The sequence below is a fragment of the Streptomyces mutomycini genome, assembly GCF_001700505.1.
GTDB lineage: Bacteria > Actinomycetota > Actinomycetes > Streptomycetales > Streptomycetaceae > Streptomyces > Streptomyces mutomycini.
In genome coordinates this window covers 1-22,259 of record NZ_MAPV01000139.1, presented here as the reverse complement: position 1 = coordinate 22,259, position 22,259 = coordinate 1, and the positions used below count along the sequence as shown (strand labels likewise).

25 protein-coding genes and 1 pseudogene are annotated in these 22,259 nt (G+C 69.1%); 16 read left to right on the top strand and 10 right to left on the bottom strand.

Features of this window, described 5'->3' with window-relative positions; genetic code table 11:
• Positions 1-2 precede the first annotated feature (2 nt).
• The 5 genes from BFF76_RS20360 to BFF76_RS20340 form a co-directional block, all read right to left on the bottom strand.
• The gene (locus tag BFF76_RS20360) at positions 3-275 is read right to left on the bottom strand and encodes an HPr family phosphocarrier protein (protein ID WP_031096016.1); all 273 of its coding nucleotides are present in this window, start codon (positions 273-275) and stop codon (positions 3-5) included.
• A gap of 51 nt (positions 276-326) precedes the next feature.
• A complete protein-coding gene (locus BFF76_RS20355) occupies positions 327-2,303 on the bottom strand; it encodes a PTS fructose transporter subunit IIABC (protein WP_065848773.1) in 1,977 nt (658 codons plus the stop codon).
• An 82-nt stretch (positions 2,304-2,385) separates the two neighbouring features.
• Positions 2,386-3,333: a 1-phosphofructokinase gene (gene pfkB, locus BFF76_RS20350; RefSeq protein WP_053930110.1), complete on the bottom strand. Its 948-nt coding sequence runs from the start codon at positions 3,331-3,333 to the stop codon at positions 2,386-2,388.
• The gene (locus tag BFF76_RS20345; protein WP_031096021.1) at positions 3,330-4,091 is read right to left on the bottom strand and encodes a DeoR/GlpR family DNA-binding transcription regulator; all 762 of its coding nucleotides are present in this window, start codon (positions 4,089-4,091) and stop codon (positions 3,330-3,332) included. The genes pfkB and BFF76_RS20345 overlap by 4 nt, the downstream gene beginning before the upstream one ends.
• Positions 4,092-4,229: 138 nt before the next feature.
• Positions 4,230-4,484 (bottom strand): DUF6296 family protein, encoded by a 255-nt coding sequence (locus BFF76_RS20340; protein ID WP_031096023.1) that lies wholly within the window; start codon positions 4,482-4,484, stop codon positions 4,230-4,232.
• 271 nt (positions 4,485-4,755) lie between these two features.
• Here BFF76_RS20340 and BFF76_RS20335 point away from each other — a divergent pair, with 271 nt between their 5' ends.
• From BFF76_RS20335 to BFF76_RS20320, 4 genes are all read left to right on the top strand, one after another.
• On the top strand, positions 4,756-5,010 hold the full coding sequence (locus tag BFF76_RS20335) for a DUF5133 domain-containing protein (RefSeq protein ID WP_031096025.1): 255 nt from the start codon (positions 4,756-4,758) through the stop codon (positions 5,008-5,010).
• A gap of 181 nt (positions 5,011-5,191) precedes the next feature.
• Positions 5,192-6,013 (top strand): PepSY domain-containing protein, encoded by an 822-nt coding sequence (locus tag BFF76_RS20330; RefSeq protein WP_053930111.1) that lies wholly within the window; start codon positions 5,192-5,194, stop codon positions 6,011-6,013.
• Between the two features lie 419 nt (positions 6,014-6,432).
• Positions 6,433-7,521, top strand: coding sequence for a hypothetical protein (locus BFF76_RS20325; protein ID WP_051834663.1), 1,089 nt, complete (start codon positions 6,433-6,435; stop codon positions 7,519-7,521).
• Between the two features lie 227 nt (positions 7,522-7,748).
• The gene (locus BFF76_RS20320; RefSeq protein ID WP_031096031.1) at positions 7,749-8,516 is read left to right on the top strand and encodes an NPP1 family protein; all 768 of its coding nucleotides are present in this window, start codon (positions 7,749-7,751) and stop codon (positions 8,514-8,516) included.
• Positions 8,517-8,593: 77 nt separating this feature from the next.
• On the opposite strand, the gene BFF76_RS20315 is transcribed toward BFF76_RS20320, so the two are convergent.
• Together BFF76_RS20315 and BFF76_RS20310 are read right to left on the bottom strand one after the other, a co-directional pair.
• Positions 8,594-9,025, bottom strand: a complete 432-nt coding sequence (locus BFF76_RS20315; RefSeq protein WP_031096032.1) for a VOC family protein — start codon at positions 9,023-9,025, stop codon at positions 8,594-8,596.
• A gap of 529 nt (positions 9,026-9,554) precedes the next feature.
• On the bottom strand, positions 9,555-9,977 hold the full coding sequence (locus BFF76_RS20310) for a PPOX class F420-dependent oxidoreductase (RefSeq protein ID WP_031096034.1): 423 nt from the start codon (positions 9,975-9,977) through the stop codon (positions 9,555-9,557).
• Between the two features lie 189 nt (positions 9,978-10,166).
• Here BFF76_RS20310 and BFF76_RS20305 point away from each other — a divergent pair, with 189 nt between their 5' ends.
• From BFF76_RS20305 to BFF76_RS20280, 7 genes are all read left to right on the top strand, one after another.
• Positions 10,167-10,433 carry a hypothetical protein gene (locus tag BFF76_RS20305; RefSeq protein ID WP_065848772.1) on the top strand — a complete coding sequence of 89 codons (267 nt, stop codon included), beginning with the start codon at positions 10,167-10,169 and terminating at the stop codon, positions 10,431-10,433.
• A 207-nt stretch (positions 10,434-10,640) separates the two neighbouring features.
• Positions 10,641-11,222 (top strand): DUF1707 SHOCT-like domain-containing protein, encoded by a 582-nt coding sequence (locus BFF76_RS20300; protein WP_065848782.1) that lies wholly within the window; start codon positions 10,641-10,643, stop codon positions 11,220-11,222.
• Positions 11,223-11,355: 133 nt separating this feature from the next.
• Positions 11,356-11,526, top strand: a complete 171-nt coding sequence (locus tag BFF76_RS33045) for a hypothetical protein (protein ID WP_167359515.1) — start codon at positions 11,356-11,358, stop codon at positions 11,524-11,526.
• Positions 11,527-11,759: 233 nt separating this feature from the next.
• On the top strand, positions 11,760-12,269 hold the full coding sequence (locus BFF76_RS34720) for a DUF3885 domain-containing protein (protein ID WP_420877217.1): 510 nt from the start codon (positions 11,760-11,762) through the stop codon (positions 12,267-12,269).
• The gene (locus BFF76_RS34715) at positions 12,263-12,439 is read left to right on the top strand and encodes a DUF3885 domain-containing protein (RefSeq protein ID WP_420877220.1); all 177 of its coding nucleotides are present in this window, start codon (positions 12,263-12,265) and stop codon (positions 12,437-12,439) included. The genes BFF76_RS34720 and BFF76_RS34715 overlap by 7 nt, the downstream gene beginning before the upstream one ends.
• Positions 12,440-12,643: 204 nt before the next feature.
• Positions 12,644-13,315, top strand: coding sequence for a maleylpyruvate isomerase family mycothiol-dependent enzyme (locus BFF76_RS20285; protein WP_053930113.1), 672 nt, complete (start codon positions 12,644-12,646; stop codon positions 13,313-13,315).
• Positions 13,316-13,752: 437 nt separating this feature from the next.
• Positions 13,753-14,598, top strand: coding sequence for a GNAT family N-acetyltransferase (locus tag BFF76_RS20280; protein ID WP_065848769.1), 846 nt, complete (start codon positions 13,753-13,755; stop codon positions 14,596-14,598).
• 216 nt (positions 14,599-14,814) lie between these two features.
• Here the strand turns inward: BFF76_RS20280 and BFF76_RS20275 are convergent, their stop codons facing one another.
• On the bottom strand, positions 14,815-15,705 hold the full coding sequence (locus BFF76_RS20275) for a TIGR03620 family F420-dependent LLM class oxidoreductase (protein WP_065848768.1): 891 nt from the start codon (positions 15,703-15,705) through the stop codon (positions 14,815-14,817).
• A gap of 300 nt (positions 15,706-16,005) precedes the next feature.
• On the opposite strand from BFF76_RS20275, the gene BFF76_RS20270 reads away from it, so the two are divergent.
• Together BFF76_RS20270 and BFF76_RS20265 are read left to right on the top strand one after the other, a co-directional pair.
• The gene (locus BFF76_RS20270; RefSeq protein WP_031096046.1) at positions 16,006-17,082 is read left to right on the top strand and encodes a glycerophosphodiester phosphodiesterase family protein; all 1,077 of its coding nucleotides are present in this window, start codon (positions 16,006-16,008) and stop codon (positions 17,080-17,082) included.
• Between the two features lie 116 nt (positions 17,083-17,198).
• A complete protein-coding gene (locus tag BFF76_RS20265) occupies positions 17,199-17,450 on the top strand; it encodes an SGNH/GDSL hydrolase family protein (RefSeq protein ID WP_141695635.1) in 252 nt (83 codons plus the stop codon).
• Positions 17,451-17,825: 375 nt separating this feature from the next.
• Here BFF76_RS20265 and BFF76_RS20260 read toward each other — a convergent pair whose 3' ends face one another.
• Positions 17,826-18,437 carry a hypothetical protein gene (locus BFF76_RS20260; protein WP_031096049.1) on the bottom strand — a complete coding sequence of 204 codons (612 nt, stop codon included), beginning with the start codon at positions 18,435-18,437 and terminating at the stop codon, positions 17,826-17,828.
• A 671-nt stretch (positions 18,438-19,108) separates the two neighbouring features.
• On the opposite strand from BFF76_RS20260, the gene BFF76_RS20255 reads away from it, so the two are divergent.
• Both BFF76_RS20255 and BFF76_RS20250 read left to right on the top strand, forming a co-directional pair.
• A complete protein-coding gene (locus BFF76_RS20255; RefSeq protein WP_031096051.1) occupies positions 19,109-19,312 on the top strand; it encodes a cold-shock protein in 204 nt (67 codons plus the stop codon).
• Between the two features lie 438 nt (positions 19,313-19,750).
• Positions 19,751-21,055 carry a geranylgeranyl reductase family protein gene (locus BFF76_RS20250; RefSeq protein ID WP_381823328.1) on the top strand — a complete coding sequence of 435 codons (1,305 nt, stop codon included), beginning with the start codon at positions 19,751-19,753 and terminating at the stop codon, positions 21,053-21,055.
• A gap of 247 nt (positions 21,056-21,302) precedes the next feature.
• On the opposite strand, the pseudogene BFF76_RS20245 reads toward BFF76_RS20250, so the two are convergent.
• Positions 21,303-21,602: pseudogene (locus tag BFF76_RS20245) on the bottom strand (MmyB family transcriptional regulator); the annotation flags it as partial.
• Positions 21,603-21,670: 68 nt separating this feature from the next.
• On the opposite strand from BFF76_RS20245, the gene BFF76_RS31510 reads away from it, so the two are divergent.
• Positions 21,671-22,090 (top strand): MDR/zinc-dependent alcohol dehydrogenase-like family protein, encoded by a 420-nt coding sequence (locus tag BFF76_RS31510; protein ID WP_338058039.1) that lies wholly within the window; start codon positions 21,671-21,673, stop codon positions 22,088-22,090.
• The last annotated feature ends 169 nt before the right edge of the window (positions 22,091-22,259 follow it).

Below are 22,259 nucleotides of genomic sequence, written 5' to 3'. Positions count from 1 at the left end.
GCTCAGTCCTTCCCGTCGGGGTCCTCGGACAGTACGCCGACCAGTGCGTCGACCGCATCCGGCGCACCTTCGCCCACGGCCGACAGCACCAGCAGGTCGCCGTGCTGAGCTGCCAGTGCGAGTACCGAGAGCATGCTGCGGGCGTCGACCGGACTGCCGCCCTCCCGGGCGATGGTGACGGGGACCGGCTGGCGCATCGCGGCCTGGACGAAGAGCGATGCGGGACGGGCGTGCAGGCCGCTGCGGGAGCCGACGGTGACGGTGCGCTGGTACAAGGGTTCACTCCTGGGTGGCGAGAATGTCTGCGGTGCGAAGGAGGACAGGGGTCAGGCGGCCACGGCGACGCCGGCCCCCTCGGCGGCGGGAGCGGTGACATCCGGGCTCCGGCGCGTTCCCTTCAGAAGAACGACCAGGGCGGTGGACACCGCGGTGCCGGCGGCGATCGCCAGCAGGTAGAGGAACGGCTGACCGATCAGCGGGACGACGAACACGCCGCCGTGCGGGGCACGGAGCGTGCAGCCGAACGCCATGGACAGCGCGCCGGTGACCGCCCCGCCGGCCATCACGGACGGGATCACCCGCAGAGGGTCCGCGGCGGCGAACGGGATCGCGCCCTCCGTGATGAACGAGGCGCCCAGCACCCACGCAGCCCTGCCGTTCTCCCGTTCGGTCCGGGTGAAAAGGCTGCGGCGTACGGTCGTGGCGAGGGCCATCGCCAGCGGGGGCACCATGCCGGCAGCCATCACTGCGGCCATGACCTTGAGACTGCCGGGCGTCGGATCGGCCAGACCACCGACGGCGAACGCGTACGCCACCTTGTTCAGCGGGCCACCCATGTCGAAGCACATCATCAGGCCGAGCACGATGCCGAGGATGACCGCGTTGGAGCCCGAGAGTCCGTTCAGCCAGTCGGTGAGGGCGTTCTGGAGGGAGGCGATCGGCTTGCCGACCACGATGAACATCAGGAAGCCGACCGCGATCGACGCGAGCAGGGGGATCACCAGAACCGGCATGATGCCGCGCAGCGTGGTATGCACCTTCACCCGCTGGATCGCCATCACCGCCGCACCGGCCAGCAGCCCCGCGACCAGACCACCGAGGAAGCCCGCGTCGACGGTGAGCGCGATGGCGCCGCCGACGAATCCGGGGACGAGCGCCGGACGGTCCGCCATCCCGTAGGCGATGTACCCCGCCAGCACCGGGACCAGGAAGCCGAAGGCGGCCGTCCCGATCTGGTTGAGCAGCGCAGCCCAGCTGTCCGCCTCGCCCCAGACGAAGTGGTCGGCCACCGACTTCGCGCTCGCGATCTCGTAACCCCCGATGGCGAACGAGAGGGCGATGAGCAGTCCCCCGGCCGCGACGAAGGGCACCATGTAGCTGACGCCGGACATCAGATACGTCCGCAGCCGGACGCCGAAGTGTCCGGACGCCACCGCTGAACCGCCCGCACCGCCACCCGGTTCGTCGCGCGCGTCGGCAATTCTGCTGGTCTCGCCCCGCTCGGCCTTGCGCCGGGCCTCGGCGATGAGCTCGGCGGGCCGGTTGATGCCTGCCTTCACACCTGCGTCGACCACCGGCTTGCCGCCGAACCGTGCCTTCTCGCGTACGTCGACGTCATGCGCCCAGATGACCGCGTCCGCCGCCGCGATCACCGCCGGGTCCAGCCGTTCGAAGCCGGCCGAGCCCTGCGTCTCGACGCGTAGTTCGACACCCTGTGCGCGCGCGGCAGCTTCCAGCGACTCCGCGGCCATGTAGGTGTGCGCGATGCCGGTCGGACAGGAGGTGACGGCGACGATACGGAACGGCTCGGCCGTCTCCGCGTCCGCCGCGGCCTCCTCCGGCTCCGGAAGCGCTTGGGGTATCTCTTCGCCGCGGATCAGTGCCGCAGCGACCGCCGGATCGTCCGCAGCCCGCAGCGCACCGGTGAACCCGGGGTCCATGAGCCGCCGTGCCAGACTCGAAAGAATGGTGAGGTGGTCGTCGTCCGCGCCCGCGGGAGCGGCTATCAGGAAGACTAGGTCCGCGGGGCCGTCGGCAGCGCCGAAGTCGATGCCCCTCGTGCTGCGGCCGAAGGCCAGCGTCGGCGCGGCGACATGCTCGCTCCGGCAGTGCGGAATCCCGATGCCACCGTCCAGCCCGGTCGGCATCTGGGCCTCACGGGCCGCCACATCGGCGAGAAAGCCGTCGAGATCGGTGACGCGGCCGGCCGCGACCATCCGTCCGGCCAGTGAACGGGCGGCCGCGCTCTTCGTCTCGGCGGACAGATCGAGATCGACCAGTTCCGCGGTGATCAGCTCACTCATCGCGGTGCTCCTTGCTCGTGGACCGCCCTGGGGACGGCGCGGGGGGGACAGGGCGTCAAACGGTTGAACAGGGTTACGGCGGTCATGAGGCATGCTCCGTGAGGGGCAGGTCCACGGGGACGGCGTCGGTGATGACCACAGATGCCGGATCGAGGTCGGCCGGCGTCGGCATGACACTTCCTGGCAGGCGCACGGCAGCGGCGCCGTGCGCCACAGCGGCTGACAACGCCGCCCGGCCCGTGCCCCCCGCGGACAGAAACCCCGCGAGCGAGGCGTCACCCGCACCGACGTCGCTCCGGACGGCATCCACGCGCGCACCCGCGAAACAGGCTCCGGACTCTTCCACCAGAAGCTGTCCGACGGCACCCAGGCTGGCGAGCACCGAGCGTGCCCCGAGTTCGCACAGTTCCTGTGCCGCCTCGAGCGCGTCACCGACCGTCGCGAGCGGACGGCCCACGGCCTCGGCGAGCTCATGCGTGTTCGGTTTGATCACGTCCGGGCGCTCACGCAACGCGGCGACGAGCGCGGCGCCGGAGGTGTCGAGAGCGATCCGGACGCCGGCACGGTGGCTGCCCGCGACGAGTTCGGCGTACCACTGCGGCGGCAGTCCGCGCGGCAGGCTTCCGCAGCAGGCGATCCAGTCCGCTCCCGCGGACCGGGCCCTGACGGTGTCCAGCAGACGTCCGGCCTCCGCAGCGGTGATCTCGGGCCCCGCAGCATTGACCTTGGTGAGTGTGCCATCGGGTTCGACGAGGGTGATGTTGACACGGGTGCTGCCCGCGATCGGCACCCCGGCGGCCTCGATGTTGTGCTCTCCGAGCAGCCGCGCCAGCAACGCGCCCTCGGGTCCGCCCAGAGGCGCGACGGCCACGGTGCGGTGCCCGGCGGCGGCGACCGCACGGGAGACGTTGACACCCTTGCCGCCGGGGTCGACACGGTCCGCGGCGGCTCGCAGAACGGCGCCCCGGCTGAGCCCCGGAAGTTCGTAGGTGCGGTCCAGGCTCGGATTGGGGGTGACGGTCAGGATCATGCGCGTACCACTTCCGTGCCCCGGCCCTCGATGGCCCGGGCGTCCTCGGGGCTCAGCCCCGTATCGGTGATCAGCAGGTCGACGTGGGAGAGATCGCCGAAGCGCGCGAAGTGCTCCTGACCGAACTTGCCCGAGTCGGCGAGGAGCACCACCCTGCGTGAAGCCGCGATCACGGCCCGCTTCACGGCTGCCTCGGCCAGATCCGGGGTGGTCAGGCCGCCCGTGGGAGAGAAGCCGTTCGCGGCGAGGAAGACGACATCGGCTTTGATCTCGGCGTAGGCGCTGAGCGCCCACGCGTCGACGGCCGCGCGGGTACGGTGGCGGACCCTCCCGCCGACCAGATGCAACGTGATCCCCGGGTGATCGCAGAGACGTGCGGCCACCGGCAGGGCATGGGTGACCACGGTGAGGTTCGAGTCGACCGGAACGGCTGCCGACAGCCTGACGGTAGTCGTCCCGGCATCGATGATGACGTTTCCCTCGGCCGGGAGTTCACTCAGGGCTGCGGCGGCGATGCGGTCCTTCTCGTCGGCCGCCACGGTGTCGCGTTCGGCGAGATCCGGCTCGAAACCGAGCCGGCCGGCCGGAATCGCACCGCCGTGCACTCTGCGCAGGAGCCCCGCACGGTCGAGAGCCTTCAGATCACGCCGCACCGTCTCCGCCGTCACCTGGAACTGCTCGGCCAGGGACAGCACGTCGACGCGCCCGCTCTCGCCGGCGATGCGGAGGATCTCCTGCTGCCGCTCCGGTGCGTACATGTGGTTACGTATCCGTTTCATGCCCGGGTCTGTGGTTTCACCGGCAGAATACGGTCGTGCCACGAGAAAGTAAACACATTCGGGCGCACAGTGGGCATGAACGGACTTCGGACTGGCCGCGCGAGGGGCCGGAACGCCTCAGTCGGTGCCGTGGGCGGGCGTCCGCGGTGTGAGCGGTCGCACCAGCAGAGGCGCGCCCAGGACCTGATGGCCTCCGCTCGCCTGCATACGGACTTCGCCCCGATCGCTGATCTCGGCGCGCACGATGCCGGTCTCGTCCTCGTAGACCGGATAACCACCGGCGCCGGAGCGCGCCGTGAGGTGTACGACGACCACGTCGTCCTCGGCGCCGCCCGCCTGGAATATGAGCTCGTAAGTTTCCGGGTAATCCATTGCCGACCTCCCGACCGGACGGCAGAGCTGCTCGCCGTCACGTCCATTGTTTCCCACCGGGCCTCGCTGCGCTTCGCGGGCGGGACCTGGTGACCTTCCGTGATTGCGGATGCGAAATGGGTGAGGCGGGGCGACCATCATCTGCAAGGGACCGGCGCGTGCTGTCGGCTTCGCACGGCCGCCCGTGACGCCAGGCGCTGTCGCCGGCGCGATCGGACTTCGTCGGCGCGGGGCCCGCGGGCTCCCGGCCGCCCTGTTGAGAGGAACTGCCGTGCTGATGGCCAATCCCGCAACGCTGCGGAATCTCGTCAAGCGCTACGAGACACTGCGAAGCACACATGCACGGCTGGGCACGTCCGAGAGCAGCCGTCAACTCGAAGACATCTCCTACACGCTCTGCGTCACGACGGGTACGAGGACCGTGCCCGACGCCCTGGCCGCGGCGGCAGCGCAGTTGCACACCCTCCGGTCGGCCGGAGCGCCGGCCCAGGTGTCCGGGCCGGCCGAGGTGCAGCTGACCGCTTGACGAAGTCGCGGGATTCCAGCGGATGGCGCCGGTTGTGCAGAACCCGCGCCATTCGTCCGTGTCAGCGGTAGCAGGGCGCCGGAGCGCGCGACACGCCGAATGGGCGGACACCGCCGTCGAACGGGTGACACCCGCCGGTCGGACAACATGACTGATCGCGGAGGCGGCTAGGCATGCAGGTATGAGATTTGAGCCCCGTCGAAACAAGACCGCTTCCCCGCGTACCCGCCGGCTCCGCGTCACAGGCGGTGCCCTGTGTGCCGCCGCGCTCGCCGCCACACTCGTGACCGGCTGCGGTCAGGGCAGCGGTGACGAGACAGCCGCGGAGACCTCTGAGGCTGCGAAGGTGCTTCCGAACCAGACGACCAGCCCCTCCGAGAGTGTTTCGGGCAGCCCTTCCGGGACGGCGCAGCTGACCAAGGAGCAGGCCGAGCGCAAGGAACTGCTGTCGACCGTCAAGGTCACCTTCGACAAGGCCGCCACGACTGCCGTCGGCGAGGTTTCCGGTGGCAAGCTGACCGATCTGGACCTCGAGGGCCTCGACGACGACGCGAGCGGCAGCCCCAGCCCGACCGGCAGTGCCAGCGCGAGCCCCGAGGCCAGCGGGAGCCCGAGCGACACGGGCAGCCCCAGCCCGAGCGGCAGCGCGGGCAGCCCGAAGTGGGTCGCGGAGGTCGTGGAGGAGGATGGCACCGCGCACAACGTGACCATCGACGCCGTCTCCGGCGATGTCATCGATTCCGCACCGGACGCCGACCAGAGCGACGCCGACAAGCAGGAGCTGGCGGACCAGGTCTCCAAGGCGACGCAGACCCCCGAGCAGGCCGCCAAGGTCGCCACGGACAAGCAGGACGGCTGGGTCACTTCGATCGCTCTCGACGAGAACGACAGCCAGGTCCTGGTCTGGCAGGTCGACGTCGTCTCCAAGGACTGGAACAAGACGACCTTCGACGTGGATGCGGCCAAGGGCACGATCACGGACGAGCAGGTCGACGACAACTGACCACGGGGAGACCGGACTCGCCGGTGGCGGACCGCATGGCGGTGCGCCACCGACGAGCGTCTTGGGCGTACATGGGCCTCGGCGACGGTCGGCCGGGCCCGGCGGAAACGCCCTCGAGCGCATCGAGCGGAACAGGCGCGTGACCCGGGCGAGGGCGTGGGAGGGCAGTCGTGCGGCGACGGTGCCCAGCCGATGCGGAGGGCACGCGCGACGCGGCTCCGGGCGTGGCGGTGCACCGGGCTGAAGCGGATGCCCTGCCCGGATGGTTCACGCGGGAGCGTCATGAAGCCTGGATCGGCTGCTGTCGGCCACCCGTGATCGTACGCCAGTACGAGCGGTAACTTCGGCTCCTTTCGCGCGTTGTAGATGTCGTGCCTTCTTCCTCGTCCAACTCGCCTTCCGCCGCGGCCGCAACGACAGTGCAGCCGAAACCCTTCCTGCTGACGCCCTGCCAGGGCGAAGCTGCCCGCGCGCTCCTGGCCTACGTGGGCTCGCTGCCGCTGAGGGGAGCCGACGCACGCCTCCTGGCAGTCGTCGTCTCCATCCGGGCGGCCCGGAGCGGGATCGGCAACCTCACCGGCCAGGACGTGCGTTCGCTCCGCCTGGCCGATGTCGAGGGAGCCGTCGCCGCCTTCGCCGCTCTGGGCTGGCAGGGACAGGAGGCCCTGCTCGGCGAGGACCTCGTCACCCCTGTGGGCGTCACCGTGCCGGACCTGGGCCTACAGCCCGGCTCCCGGCTCCCCTTCGGCAAGGTGATGCGGTCCAAGGTGTCGGGCTGGACGACCCGGACCCTGTCCGCCAAGCCGGTGAAGAAGACCTCGTCCGCCGCGCGACTGGCCGCGCTCTTTCTGGCCGCCCACGGACCGGCCGACGAGCCGGGCACGCTGCCCGCCGGCCTTCCCGACGACTGCCGGGCCGCCCTGCCCGAACTGCTCGCCAAGGGATTCCTGCGGGAACTGGACGGCGACCGGTATCTGCTGGCCGAAGCCGTGCGGCATCTGGCGGGAATGCGCCCACTGCCCGACGCCCTGGCCGGCGCGCGCGACGAGCCGGAGGCGGAACGCCTGACCTGGGACGAGTGGAAGGGGCGGGCAAGCGTGGCCCTGCGGCGGCACGTCGAAGCCGTTGAAGGCTGCCCCGAGTGTTCCCTGTCCACGGCCAGGGTGTCGGAGGCCTTCATGCGTACGGCGGTTCCTGCACAGTTCGAGGAGAAGGTGCTCAAGGCCTACGGCGCCTGGGAGGCCAGGTATCCCGACCAGGGGCCTGCTGCCGCCGAATTCGCCGCGGCGTTCCGGGCAGGGCACGGCCACGGCCCGTCCGTGAGGCAGTTCTGCAAGGGGATGGGCTGGGGGAAGATGTCGCGGGAACTGCGGATCCTCGTCATCCGCCGACTGATCGCCGACGGGTGGCTGACGAACACGGGTCCCGTGCCGTGGACCCTGCGCCCGGGCAAGGCTGTCCAGGCCGGCGCCGCGGCCTCCACCGCCGCGGCCGGACGCCCGCGCTGAGTGGGCGGCCGGTGAGCGTGCCGCTCCCGCGCGCCCGGCACCTGACGTCACGTCGGCCGGTCCTGAATGCAGTTGTGTCCCCGCCGGAGGGTGCTCCGGCCTGACCGATGCCGCCATCACGGTTCCGAACGAGGTGTGCCCGTAGGGTTCAAGGCTGTTGCTATGGGCATGTCAGGCGTAGCGCGCGTGCCACCCCCCCACAGCCACGCGCCGACCGGGAGGACGCAGTGAACAGCAGCGCACCGATCCGCAGGGCCGCACTCGTCGTGACCAGTGCCATCGCTCTGGTCATCGCCACCGCAAGCACCGCGCTCGCCGCCCCACCGGCCGCGCTTCCCGCGAACGCGGACGCGCTGGAGCAGACTTTCCAGCCGGCGTACGACTACGACACGGACGGCTGCTACCCCACACCGGCGATCGGTCCCGACGGATCCATCGCCGCCGGCCTCAACACCACCGGTGCGGTCAACGGCAGTTGCCGTGACGCAGTGGATCTGGACAACACCAACGGCTACGCCCGCTCCAAATGCAACAACGGGTGGTGCGCGGTCATGTACGGGCTCTACTTCGAGAAGGACCAAGCGGTCGCCGGCAGCGGGCTGGGTGGGCACCGGCACGACTGGGAGCACGTCGTGGTGTGGGTCCAGAACAACGAGGCCCGCTTCGTCTCGACCTCCGCCCACGGTGACTTCGACGTCTACGCCGGTGACCGGATCCGGTGGGACGGAACGCATCCGAAGATCGTTTACCACAAGGACGGGCCCGGCACGCACTGCTTCCGGCCTGCCAACTCCAACGACGAGCCGCCGGAGAACCACTACCACCAGTGGCGGTTCCCCGCTCTCGTCGGCTGGAACGGCTACCCGGCCGGACTCCGGGACAAGCTGGTCCAGGCGGACTTCGGCAGCGCGGTGTTCGGCCTCAAGGACGGCAACTTCGCGGGCCACCTGGAGAAGGCCCTACCTGCCGGCATCCCCTTCGACCCCCACGCCTGACGTTTGAGGGCGAGCGGCGGCGTCACCCGCCCCAGTACGCGGGGCGGGTGGAGGTCCGACGCCGCCACGGCGAGGTGTCAGCGGGCCGAGAGTTCCGAGGGCGCCTCCTGCACCACCCATCCATTGCCGTCCGGATCGGCGAAGGACATGAACGAATTCCAGGTGGCGCCCTTGCCCTCCTCCCAGCCCGTCGCGCCCACATGACGGATCGGGGAGACCTCCACACCCCGGCCCACCAATTCCTCGCGTGCCGCCTCGATGTCCGTCACACAGACCTGGAGACCATGCAGTGAGCCTGGCGCCATCACCTTCTCCCCGGGAAACGGCGGCATCCCCTGGAGCATGGCGATCGAACACCGTGAGCCCGGCGGTGTGACCTGGATGATGCGCATACCGGGGGCGACCTCGTCGTCCAGGTCCAGCTTGAAGCCCGCCTTCTCGGTGTAGAACGCCTTCGCGCGGTCCATGTCGGTGACGGGGACCGGGATGACCTCAAGTGTCCAGTTCATGGGACCTCCTCAGCAGAGCCAGTGCGCCTGGCTGATCGGATCGTCCTCGGCGAAGCCGGGACGGCAGGGGCGCCACGACGAATTCCGAAGGGCTCCAACCGTCGCGCACGAAGGAGCCCCATCACCCGCCGCAACGCCAGCAGGGCCTGCACTTCCACCATTTACCTTGCCGGAGGGCCCTGAACTGTGCCCGGAGAGACCGCTGTGGCCTCGTGTTCGTACGCCTCACCGGCCGCGGCACTCGGCCCGCGTGGAGGGTCCGGTCCGCACCCTCCACGCGTCGGCCACCGGGACGCCGCGGGTGACGTCCGGCTGATCCGGGCGCGCAGTCCAGGGCCTCTCGTTTGGATCATGCTGGGCTCGCGTGCCCTGGCACCGCACCTCGCAGCGTTGTCGTCAGTCCTCCCCAAGCTCTCGGCTTCGCTCGGCAGGGGAGACCCCAACCGCTCCGCGTGGGCTCCCTTCTCCGCCTCGCGATGCACGGCGCCAGGCCCCGCTCCCTGATCCAGCCTGATCCGAACGAAAGACCCTAAGTCGCTGCCTGGTCGCTGTCCCGGAAGCCACCCCAACCGTGCCAGCGGTCGATCTCGATCCACGCGTTGACCCGGCCGCGGTCGCGGTCCGCGTACGGCTGGCCGAGGTACTGCTGTGACAGCCGGTCGATGCCGGCCAGGCCCTCGTCGTCGCTCATCTCGACCACGCGCCCGATCAGCGTCACATGGGTGTACCAGTCGGAGTCGTCGAGCACGGTCAGGGTGACACGTGGGTCCCGGCGGACGTGGTCGAGGCGCTTGCGGCCCTCGTCCATGTTGACCAGCACCCGGCCGTCGTCCCAGAGGTACCAGGTGGCCGTGGACACCGGCTGCCCGTCCGATCGAAGTGTGGCGATCACTGCCGGGTTGGGCTTGCGGAGCATAGCGACCGCGGCGTCGGGAAGCGGCGGCTTCGACATGTTCTCTCCTCTTTCTCGTGCTGTGCCCTTCCTGGGGCGGAGAACCACACCGGGTGGTTCACAGGGCGTGCCTCCACGCTGCCACACGAGGGGTGTGGCGTCCGGGACCATCCCGGCGCTGCGCGTCCGGGGCCTCCAAGCGTCGGCTCGCGGAGGGGGATTGTCGGTGGTGGCTGTGATGCTGGGGACATGGACGAACTGATGAGACGCCGCGTCTACGGCGCCGACCACGACGACCCCGATCCGGGGCCCCGGCCCGGGCACGTCTACGTGGAGCTGGTGGGGGGTCCGCTGGACGGCCTCCTCCTGGACGTGACCGGCTGGCCCGAGGAGCGCCTGGCCGTAGGCGCGGCGCTCGGCACGGAGCTCGGCAAATTCGGTGCGGGAGGACGTGCTGTGTACGGGCCCGTGATGACCGACCCGAAGCGCTGGGCCTGGGAGGCGGACAGCCCGTGATCTGTCCGCCCTCACCCGTCCGGAAGTCCCGTGCCGGGCGGGGCGGCGTTCATCTGCCCGGGCGACGCCGCGCGGTCGGCGCAACTCCTACGATGCGGAGTTGTGTTCCGGAAGCGCCTGCGGTCCCACCGAGGCCATGCCGGCCCGGGCACCGTGAGGTCCGTCTTCCGGGCCCATTTGGTCATCGCCCTCGTTATCATCGGCTGCATGACCGCTGAGCCCTCGCAACCCGTCCCCCTGCGCGCTTCCGACGCGGACCGCGAAGCGGTGGTGGCGGAGCTGCAGGAGGCCGCGGCCGACGGCCGCATCGACCTCGACGAGCTGGGCACCCGACTGGAAGTGGCCCTGGCCGCAAGGACACACGCCGAACTGGCGCCGCTCACCGCCGATCTGCTGCCCGTGATGCCTCCGGCTCAGCCGCTGCTGGTCAAAGGGGGAATGGCAGGCGCGGTGCGGGACGGGATCTGGCGCGTACCGGCGCAGATCAGAGCCTACGGAGGGCTGGGCGGCGTCAAGATCGACTTCACGCGGGTCGAGTGCAGACTGCGGGTGGTCGAGGTCGAGGTGAACGGTGGGGCCGGAGGCGTCGAGATCGTCGTCCCCGACGGCTGGGTGGTGGAAACGGGGGAGGTGGACCCCGGCCTGGCCGGCCTGCGGAACAGGACGACCGCCGAGAGGCTGCCGGGCTCGCCTCTGATTCGCTTGTCCGGCGACTGCGGGATGGGCGGTGTGACGGTCCGTCACCCCGAGCGCGGTGAACGCCGCAAGTTGCAGCGCGAGAGCCGTTGACCCTGGACGTCAGACACTACGCAGCCGAGGCCGGGCCGAACGGCGGTGGGTTCGGACGGGTCGGTGTGCCGGCCCCAGGTCTGATCCACGCAGGCGGGGGCACACGTGTTCCAACTACAAAAGGAGCTACGTCATGCTTGGGATAGCCGCGGCAGTACTGTTCTTCATCGCCTTCCTGATCAACGCCGCCGATATTGCGACGAACGACATCTTCGCATCGACGAACGTCATGCTGATCGGCCTGATCCTGCTCGCCTTGCACGTGGCGGGCATCGGTAACGGGCGGCGGGTCGGCCGGCGCTGACCGTCCCCGTCCGCCAAGCCGGGCGCACCGGACCGGCCGGCGTGGGCGGTGCCGTCGAGCGCGCGATGCTGGAAGTTCCGGGCCGCGCGACCCATGAGGTGCAGTTCCTCCCCACCGTCGTCCGCCAGTCGCCCCGGAACACGTCCGGGGCAGCGGGGTGGGTGCGCGGTCAGGAGCAGGGCGACGGCTGCGTGGGCGGCCGGCGCCGGTCGACCTGCTGAAGTCGATGTGCGATGCCGGTCTCCTTTGGGTGCTGGGAGGCGCTGCCACCCGGAATCAATTCAACTGTCGGAATCGTACGGATGCCCGATCATGGAGCGATGAGCGAGACGTCTCCCCGGCAGGGCTTGGGTCTGGATGCACTGTCGGCCCTCTGGGAACAGCGATCGCCCGCCCTCCCGGAGGGTCTTCAGATGCGGCATGTCCACCCCGATCGGTGGGTGCGCTTCCACAGCCTCCCCGGGGCCAAGCGGTACCCCGAAAGCGACGGCGAGTACGCAATCATGCTTGATCGTCATCACACCGTGTTGAACGAGCTGGGGCCTACGAGCTGTATGGGGTCACCCGGGAATGAACCGGGAACGCCGAACCCAGCGCGCGCATGCCCCAACTGCGGCAGGCCGACCCGGATGCCCGGCACTGGGGCAGCCATGTCCACGACGATGATTTCCCGGATAACGTCATCCACGACGAATACGTCAGCGTCCGCCCCCGGACCAGGTAGGCGCTTGACCCGCTGCTGAGGCTGGTCGCTGATGAGGTGATTGCGGGAGTCACGCCGGCACCGCTCGATCTTCGCCGGCCGTACCACCCGTATGACGTTGGTGGGGATGTGTTCGCCCCCAGCGCCGGCGTCACCGCCCTCAAGGCAGCACATCCCGACTGGCTCTCCACTCACCCGAGCGGCATGTGAGGCTGCTTCGACGCAGATGCTGGGGGAGCGCACGGCCTCGCAAGATCCGCGCTCGGCGTCTCGGATTCTCAGAGAAGAGATTCACGCGACACCGATGATTCCGCTTCGGGGCGGAGGTCTTCCCTTCGGCGCCGGGACACGGGTGTCGCCTGCTCCGGGCCGGGCCCGGAGCAGAGCACGGTTCGCGACAGAGGGGCATGCAGGATGACTGGTTCGAGAACAGCAGCACGCGGTAGGCGAGGGGAAGAGATCTGGCAACTGATCCACTTCGAGCGAGCGGTGCTGGCGACCGATCTCGCATACCTGTCCGAAGAGCAGTGGTCCACGTCTTCACTGTGCAGCGAACTGACGGTGCGTGAAGTGCTGGCGCATCTCACCGCCGGGGCGAGCCTCGACTCCGTGCGATGGCTGGCAGGTGTGCTCCGCTGCCGGTTCGACTTCGACCAACAGGTAGCCATGCGTCTGGCCGAGCAACTGGGTGCATCCCCAGCTGAGACGCTCGAACGATTCCGGCATGTCGTCGCGAGCACGACGAAGCCGCCGCTCCCTGTCATCGCCATGCTCGGAGAGACGATCGTGCACGGGGAGGACATCCGGCGCCCGCTGGGCATCCACCGGGACTACCCGATCGGGACGGTTACGCAGGTAGCCGACCACTACCGGGACTCGGACCTGGTGGTGCTTGCCAAAGGACGCGTCCGTGGCCTGCGACTCGTGGCTCGTGACGGTCCCTTCACGTCCGGTGCCGGGCCGCTCGTGTCCGGCACCACCGTCGCTCTGGTGATGGCAATGACCGGTCGTGCGTCCTACCTGGACGACCTGGAAGGTGACGGAGTCGACCTTCTCCGCAGGCGTTGCGGAACGGGAACGGCGTGACCTGTTCAGCCGCGTTCAACTGTGTAAGCCGCACAGACGCATCGGAGCAGGCGACCCCGGGGTCCTCCGATGCGAAGAACCCCGAGCAGGAGATGCCCTCCGGGCATCAGTAACCGACGGAACAACGTAGCCGCCGTCCGGGTCCGCGGCCCAGCTTTGCAAGGGCCCCGGCCAGAGGTCGGCGCAGCGCACGGGCGACAGCGTCATGGCATCCGGCGTGGTGAGAAGTCGCAAGGAGGACTCAGCCCCAGGCAGGGGGATACTGCGTGCTCCATCGTGCCGGGGCCCGTCCTGCCGAGGTCCACGCGGCGGCAGTCCGCCCGCCCGGGCGGCCCGGCACATCGACGTTCGGCAGGACCATGCCGCGCCGCCAGGACGGCAGCCGGATCCCGTCGCTGATTCACCGGAACTCACCAGAACGAATGAAAAAAAGGGACATGGCAGAATACGAGATCACGACCGCCGGCATCCGTGAGATGACGACATTCCTGGAGTGGGCAGCCGACGAACAGTGGAACCCGGGGAAGATGGACCATCTCGCCTTCCATGCGGCCGACCCGCACGGCTTCCTCCTGGGAAAACTGGACGAAGAACCCGTCGCCACCGTCTCCGCCGTGCGTTACGGGACAGATTTCGGTTTCATCGGGTTCTACATCGCACGTCCCCCGTTCCGGGGCCAGGGGTACGGAATCCAGGCATGGCAGGCCGCCATGCAGCATCTGTACGGCCGGAACGTGGGCCTCGACGGCGTGGTCGACCAGCAGGACAACTACCGCAAGTCCGGGTTCCGCACAGCCTGGAACCATGTGCGGTACGCGGGAGTGCCGGAGGGCGAGGCACCCTCAGGGGACATCACGGTGGCCGACGCCGGAACCGTTCCCTTCGGCATGCTCGCTTCCTACGACCGACGCTTCTTTCCAGCCCGGCGTGACGCCTTCCTCTCCCTGTGGGTGGGAGCGCCAGGTCACACGGCTCTCGTCGCGCTCCAGGATGGTGAGTTGAAGGGCTTCGGGGTCGTGCGCCCGGCCCGGTCCGGCGCTCGTGTCGGCCCCCTGTATGCCGAGACGGACGACATCGCCCACATCCTGCTGAACAGCCTGTCGGCAACCCAGCGGGGAGCGCCCGTGGCCCTGGACGTACCCGATGCGAATGTGCCCGCGATCAGGCTGATGGAGCGGCTGGGACTCGAACCGACCTTCGAGTGCGCCCGGATGTACACCAGGGACGCACCCGATATCGACATGGCCGGCCTCTTCGCCGCGACCACCATCGAACTGGGATAGCGCCGAGCCGACCACCGTGCGGGGGTGCCACCCGGGAAACGACCGCTGCCGGGGCTGCGCCCGCGAGCGCCCGGTTCCTAACGGTGCGCGAGTGGCATCGCCTCGGCGACCGGGGGATAACCGCAACGCCCACCTCGCCCCGTCCCATCAGGCCTGAGGCCGGATCAGTGCACTGTCCGCACGGTGCGCCGCCGTCCATGCCCCGCGGACTGTCGGCTACAGCTCGTCGGCGAACGCCCCTGCCAGCTCACGCCATTCGGCCAGCGGAAGGCCGCTGCCACCCTCGTCGGCGGTGAGGATCTGGAGCGCCACGTGGTCCGCGCCGGCGTCGAGGAATTCCCGAGTCCGGACCTTCACACGCTCGGCATCACCCAGGGCGAAGAGCGCATCCAGGAGACGGACGCTGCCACCGCCGGCGAAGTCGCTCTCGGCGAACCCCAGACGCAACAGGTTCGCCGTGTAGTTCGGTAGCTGCAGGTACATGGCCAGCATGTTCCGCGCCGTGGTACGGGCCCGGTCGGTGTCGGTGTCGAGGACGACCGACAGTTCCGGTGCGAGGATCGCGCCGGGACCCAGCGCCGTACGTGCCTCCGCGGTGTGCTCTGCGGTGACGAGGTACGGGTGCGCGCCCAGCGCACGGCCGGTGGCGAGATTCAGCATCTTCGGCCCGAGCGCGGCGAGGACCCGGTGTCCCGGTTCCACCGGCTGTGCCGCGGCGTCGAGTGCGTCGAGATAGGCGACCATGGCGCTGTACGGCTTCGCGTACTGCGCCACCATCGGGCCGTGGCTCACGCCCAGGCCGAGCACGAGTCGCCCGCGTGCGCTCATGTCGATGGCGGCGATCTCCGCCGCCACCTCCTCGGCCGTGTGCTCCCAGATGCTCAGGATGCCGGTGGCGACGGTGACCGTGCGGGTGGCGGCCACGACGGCTGCGGCGTCCCCGACCGAGGGATTGCCTCCGATCCAGAGCGTGCCGTACTTCAGCTCTTCGAGCTCGGCGGCTGCTTCCGCGATCGCGTGTCTGCCCGCGTCGTCCGTCCGCGACCCGTGCAGGGCACTGCTCCAGATGCCGATCCGTCCGAATGTCTCACGCGTCACAGAGGTCATGGTGGGATCAACAGCGATCCGTGCCCACTATTCCCTGCCGGGCGGGCTTCATCCGATTGCCGCCGACGGTGTCGTCGGACCGGCGATGGCGCGCTGAGGAGAGCTCCGCGGTCCGCACCCAGCGGCTGACCGCGTAGCCGGTGAGCTTCGTCCTGTCCGGACCTCCGCCATGTTGCCGGTATCCCTCCTGGGGTGTCGTTTCGCGGACGTTCATGATGTCCTCACTCCGGGGCTTGGCGTCAGCCGAATCCCCGGGATTGGCTTCGCGAGGTCCAGTTCGACGAAACAGACGAGGCAAACATGTCCCTGAGGCTCGCGGTCGCCGGCCTGGCACTTCTTCCTGCGCTCGCTGTTCCGGCGACCGCGCATGCGTCCCTGACACCTGCTGACGGGCCAGAGCCGGTGCGCAGGACGGTGTTCGACCTGCAAGCCCACCGCGGCGGCCTCGGGCTGACCACGGAGCAGTCCCTCGAGGGCTTCGGCAAGGCGATACGTCTGGGCGTCAGCACTCTGGAACTCGATACCCAGATCACCAAGGACCTGAGAGTGGTCGTGACTCACGACCGTCAGGTCAGCGCCCAGAAGTGCAAGGACACCGGTCCGCTGACCTCGGGCGATCCGATGTACCCGTATGTCGGAAAATACATCAAGAACCTGACGCTCGCGCAGATCAAGTCCATGGACTGCGGCTATCAGCAACTGCCCGGCTTCCCGGAGCAGGAGCAGATCAAGGGCTTCCGCCTCGTCGAACTGAGGGACGTGTTCGGCCTGGTGAAGAGCTACGGTGCCAAGCGGGTCAAGCTGAACATCGAGACCAAGGTCGAGGCCGGTGCGCCCGAGCAGACCGCGCCGCGCGAACTGTTCGTGCGGCGCGTCTTCGAGGAGATCCGCCGCTCCGGCATGCAGAAACAGGTGTCCGTCCAGTCATTCGACTGGGGGGCGTTGAGGGAGATGCACAAGCTCGCGCCCACCTACCCTCTGGTGGCCCTGACGAACTACGACTTCCTCCAGGTGGGGAAGCCCGGAGCCTCTCCCTGGCTCGGCGGGATCGATGCCGATGACTACGACGGGGACTTCGTGAGGGCTGCTGCTTCCATCCCCGGCGTGAGCGCACTGTCCCCGAACTACGGCTTCCCGCAGAACGGCACGATCGCGGACCCCGGCTTCCGGTTCTACCCCGACCGGAAGATGATCCACGACGCACACCGGCGCGGGCTGAAAGTCATCCCCTGGACCTGTGACGATCCCGCCACCGTCGAGGCGCTCATGGACATGGGTGTCGACGGAATCATCACCGACTACCCCGACCGTGTGCGGGACATCATGGCCGCCAGAGGCATGCCTCTGCCCGTGTCGTACCCGCGACCGCGTCACTGACGAACTGCACGCCTCCCGGGGCCGTGCTCATCGGCGATGGTTCCTCAGCGCCCCGGCCGGCGGGAGCTTTTCCCACCCAGCCCAACTGGGACGTCGATGCCGACCATATCCAGGTCGTGGTCGACCATCTCAGTGCCGCACTGAGGACGCCGGCCCTGCAACACGACGCGACCTTCCTGGACACCCACTCCCTCGGCGTAGGCCATGATTCGTGCACGGCACCCGCCGACCGGTACACCGTGGGCCTCGTCCCCACCCGCATCGTGACCCCGCTGCATCCCGACGCGGGTGGGTCCAAGGCCGTCGGCCGCTCACTCGCCGACGCCATTCGCACCTACGAACACCATCCGAACCCGGGCCCAGCGTGACTCCGGCCTGCCGGGCCGCCGGTCGCGGTGGAGCTGAGGCGACCGGCCCCGTGCATCACGCGTGCGCGTGGGTGACCGACGACCTGGACGACCCCCTTGTGGAACTGGCCGAGAGGACACTCCGTTCCCGGAAGCCCACTTCGTTGCGCGCGCAGTGACCCCAGTCAGTCGTCTGCAACGCACCTGCGTCGAAGGCGCACAGTGATGCGGCCGAAGGTGCCGGGACGAGCCCCGCGATCAGGAGGTACTTCTAGCGACGAAGACTGCGGCGACCGCCCCGCACGCCACTGGAGCCCGCAGTCCTGCCGGTCCGGACGATTCGACATGGTCTTGAGTCAGACTGTGTCAGAGGGATCCGCTGTTCGTGCCCTGCAGTTACTCCGCGGGTGCCGTGGCTGCGCTCGCGACCGAGACGGGGCTGTAGTAGACGGACCGTCCTTGCTTGGAACGCTCCAGCAGCCCGTGTGCGACCCCATGCTCCAGCGTGTTGCGCACCACGGCTACCTGTGTCGCGCGCTGCGGGTGGGCTTCGGTCAGGGCGGCGGTCACCTCGGCGGCGGACTTCGGTTCCTTCTGATCTGCGAGGTATCCGGTGACCAGGGCGCGCCAGGTCGGTTCGCCGGCAGCCTTGGGGGCTGCGGTCGCGTCGGTCGAAGCCTGCGCCTTCTGGCCGGCGCGAGCCCGGGGCTTCGCACCGTCTCCGCCCTTGCCCGACTCCGTCCTGCCCTTGGCGCGACGCGCGGCCGGCACGGACACTGCCGCCTTGCGGCCCTTGCCCTTGCCCGTGGCCGGCTTTCCGGTGCCCCCCAGAACCACTTGCATCTTGACCAGGATCTGCTCACCCTCCTCCAGCTGAATGAGCTCGTCCTGCAGTCGGGTCAGCTCGGCACGCGCCCGCTCCTGCTCGCTTCGGTTCGCAGCGAGATCATCTGTGATCCGCTGCGCATAGTCTGCGCTGATGCCGGATGTAGGAGTGTTTTCGGACATGCAGTCCTCGTCTTTCGCCGTGTCTTGAACGTGTATGGCGGCTGATGCTACCGACATCAACGAAAGTAGCGCCCAGTGGATACCGATTCACCACAGACGCGGGCATCTTTTCGACACACGATCGTGTGGCGCCGGTGCCCGTTGCCTCGCGCAGCGCCCGCCGTAACACCACAGTCTCTCCGCGATATTGGCGCGAAATCATGCATTCACGACCGTGTGGGACCGGGCCTCGTCGGGCGTTCGTGTCCTCTGCGCGAGCAATGTCATGGCTTGCACGGCTCTCTGCGATGAGGACGGAACCCTCGTGCACAGCACCCGACTTCGTGTCATCGCTGCGGGAGGTTTAACCCGTATGCGTGATGCCTGCGAAGGGGACTCGCCGCTTCGGTCCGCGCACCGCGCCACAGCGTTCCCGTCGCGAGAATCCGCGGAGCGTCATCCGCGGTCCACGCGTAGGCCGTGCCGTCGGAGTGAGCCGAGCCCACCGGACGTACACATAGCGTCGTTGCTCTCTGGTGGGTGGCGGTTTCGCCATGTAGCGTCACTGCCAGATGTCGTGGTTCGCCGTACCAGCCCGCGCTTCGGTGCGGGCATTTTGCTGTGCCGGTGCGGGCCATGACGTCCCCGGGGCCGCGCGGTGCGGGTCCGGATATCAACGGGAAGGCACGAGCATGGCCAGCGGAACCGTCAAGTGGTTCAACGCGGAAAAGGGTTTCGGCTTCATCCAGCAGGACGGCGGCGGGCCGGACGTCTTCGCGCATTACTCCGCCATCAACGCCACTGGCTTCCGTGAGCTCCAGGAAGGCCAGGCCGTCACCTTCGACGTGACCCAGGGGCAGAAGGGCCCGCAGGCGGAGAACATCACAGCCGCCTGACCCCGCAGCCGAAGTCGCCCAGGCCCCCGGGAAGCATGATCCGAGGGCCTGGGCACCGGCACCAGCCGCTCCGACCGTCGGCAGGGAGATGCGGACGGGCCGGCGGCGGCCCATTGGCGGGACCCCGGGCGGTGCGCCGGCCCGTCTCGCACACAGCGTGAGCAGCCACGGCGCGTTCCGACGGAACGACGGCCTCCTGGCGACCATGCCTCGATCCTGACGGATACTGCGTCGGCGGTATGGCATGACAGCCGACGCCGGCAGCCCGCGTACGTCTTCGCCACCCACCCTTGGGGGTGCTCCCGGCTCGAGCCGGGTAGGTGTTCGATGAGCAGGCCCCTCTGCGGGCCTGCGGGACGGTCCGCAATACCGGCGATACGTCGGATTTCCCGGTCAGCCCCTCTCATCGAGGAGCAGCAAGTGCAGCCAGACGCAGAGATGGGTACGGACGACCACCAGACGCAGGTGATCGTGGTGGGCGCGGGGCCGGCAGGCTCGGCCGCGGCACTGTTCCTTGCGCGGGCAGGCGTGGACGTACTGCTGCTCGAGAAGGGCACCTTTCCCCGGGACAAGGTGTGCGGGGACGGCCTCACCCCGCGAGGCGTCCAGCAACTGGTGCGCATGGGCGTCGACATCGATGCTCCGGGCTGGACGCGCACCAAGGGCATGCGGTGGGTGTGCGGAGGGCGCCAGGTACACATCGACTGGCCCCGCTCGGGCAGCAACCCGGACTTCGGACTCACCCGCTCCCGGCACGACTTCGACGACATCCTGGCACGGCAGGCCGTGGCTGCCGGAGCGCGGTTGTGCCTGGAGACGAAGGCAACAGGACCCCTGACCGACCGTGCCGGACGCATCGTAGGCGTGAGCGCCGTGACGGGAGCCGACAGGCAGCCGAAGAACTACCGCGCCCCCGTGGTGATCGCCGCCGACGGTGCCTCCGCACGCACCGCGCTGGCCATGGGGCTGGAGCGGGACCCGGGCAAGCCTATGGCCACCGCCGCCCGGCGCTACTACCGCAGTGAGACGCGCACCCACGACCCCTACCTCGAGCTCTGGGCCGATCTGCTCTGTTCCCGCACCGGCCGTGACCTGCCGGGATACGGATGGATCTTTCCGCTCGGGGACGGCCGCGTGAATGTGGGCCTGGGCGCCCTGCCGCACCGAGGTCACGGATCGGTCGATCTGAGGGCCACCATGGACCAGTGGCTGGCCCGGATGCCTCCGCACTGGGAGCTGCGGGAGGAGAATGCCGACTCGCCGCTGCGCAGCGCCGCCCTTCCCATGGGTTTCAACCGCAGGCCGCAGTACCGTCGCGGGCTGCTCCTGGTCGGTGACAGCGGCGGCATGGTCAGCCCCTGGAGCGGTGAAGGCATCGTTCAGGCCATGGAGGCGGGTGAGATCGCCGCCGAGACAGTTGCCCTCGCTCTGCACCGCCCCGCCGGCCCCGGGCGTGAGCAGGCTCTGCATCAGTACGTGAGCGAGGTGAACCGCCGCTGGGGGCGCTACTACCGGCTCGGCAACACCATCGCCGACCTGGTGTTCGCCCGCTACGGTTACCGACCGCTCCTCAACCGCCGCGTCATGGCCTCGCCCGCTCTGGTGCACACACTCGCCCGACTGCTGACGCACGGAACCGACGCACCGTCCGACGACCTGATCGACACCGTCGTGCGCGGCCTCGTCCGTATGGTTCCCGCGCCGAGACGGCGGGTCCGCGGCCTGGACGCGCATCGTCGTTGACCCTCGCGAGGATGCGCTGCTGCGACCGATCCGTCCGGGAACCACGTACACCCGCAGGAGGCGGCAGACCCTCCCGGGACAACGTCTGCCGCGTCCTGCGGGGGAGCGCACCGCCGTACCAGAATCCCGCCGCCCGCAACCCCATTGGATGACGTCTCCGCCCCTGCACTACCACTGCACAGTCAGTCCTGCTGTTCCGAGAGCCGTGAAGCGGTCTGCAAGGCCGCCATATCGAGCAGGAGCATGGCGTCGTGGTCGGGGCGTCGGGATCGTTCGCGGCCGGTGCGCGGAGCCGGGCGACGCACCCGCGGATCTGATTGCCTCAATCGGTGAAGACGTCGCGGGCGGCGGGGTGCAGAAAGAGGTAGTGGGCCAGATTGCGCTGCCGGACCGGCCCGTCGGCGATTCCGGCGTACAGGGCGAGTCCGCCGGGGTTGTGGGCGAGGATGTCCATACTGCCGCTAACGACGTGGGCGGGATTGGGCCGCACCGTCTCCAGCAGCAGCTTCAGATGCCGGGGCACCGTACGGTTCGGAGCAGGCGTCGGCCGTGCCACGGTGCCGCACTCACACCGAACGCACGCACCTCGGAATCGACTTTGGCACCACCGACGTCGTGGCCGAACGCGGCGAAGAGGGTATCGCCAAGGTCCGCGAGCTGACCGGCGGCCACGGCACCCGTGCCGTACTCGAAGCGGTCGGGCACATGCCCGCGTACGACATGGCCATCGGTACCGTCCGCCCCGGCGGTGTGGTGAACCGCGTAAAAGTCCCTCAGTACGAGGACGCCCCCGTCGGCTTCGGCAGTCTCTTGGGCCCGAACATCACCCTCACGGGAGGGCCCGCTCCCGTCCGCGCCTACGTCGAGAGACTGCTTCCCGCCGTCCTGGACGGCACCGTCGGTCTGGAGCGGACTGCCGAGGGCTACCACGCCATGGATCGGCCCCGAGGCGCTCAAGGTCCTCATCACTCCCTGATCGTGACTGGACAGGTCGAACTCAAAGGGACAGTGATGGCATGTCCTACATGGAGGTGAGCAGGAGCAACGAGCAACTACGCCTGCGATGTGCGTCCATGCGGAAGTATCCAAAGGCGTGCGAATGAACACGAGCGACAGCCTGACCTTTGGATGTGATGCGAAACGCCACGGCAGGGAAGGACGCCGTCACGCGCTTGGGGTGGCGGAGGGCGGGAGCGGCGGGTAC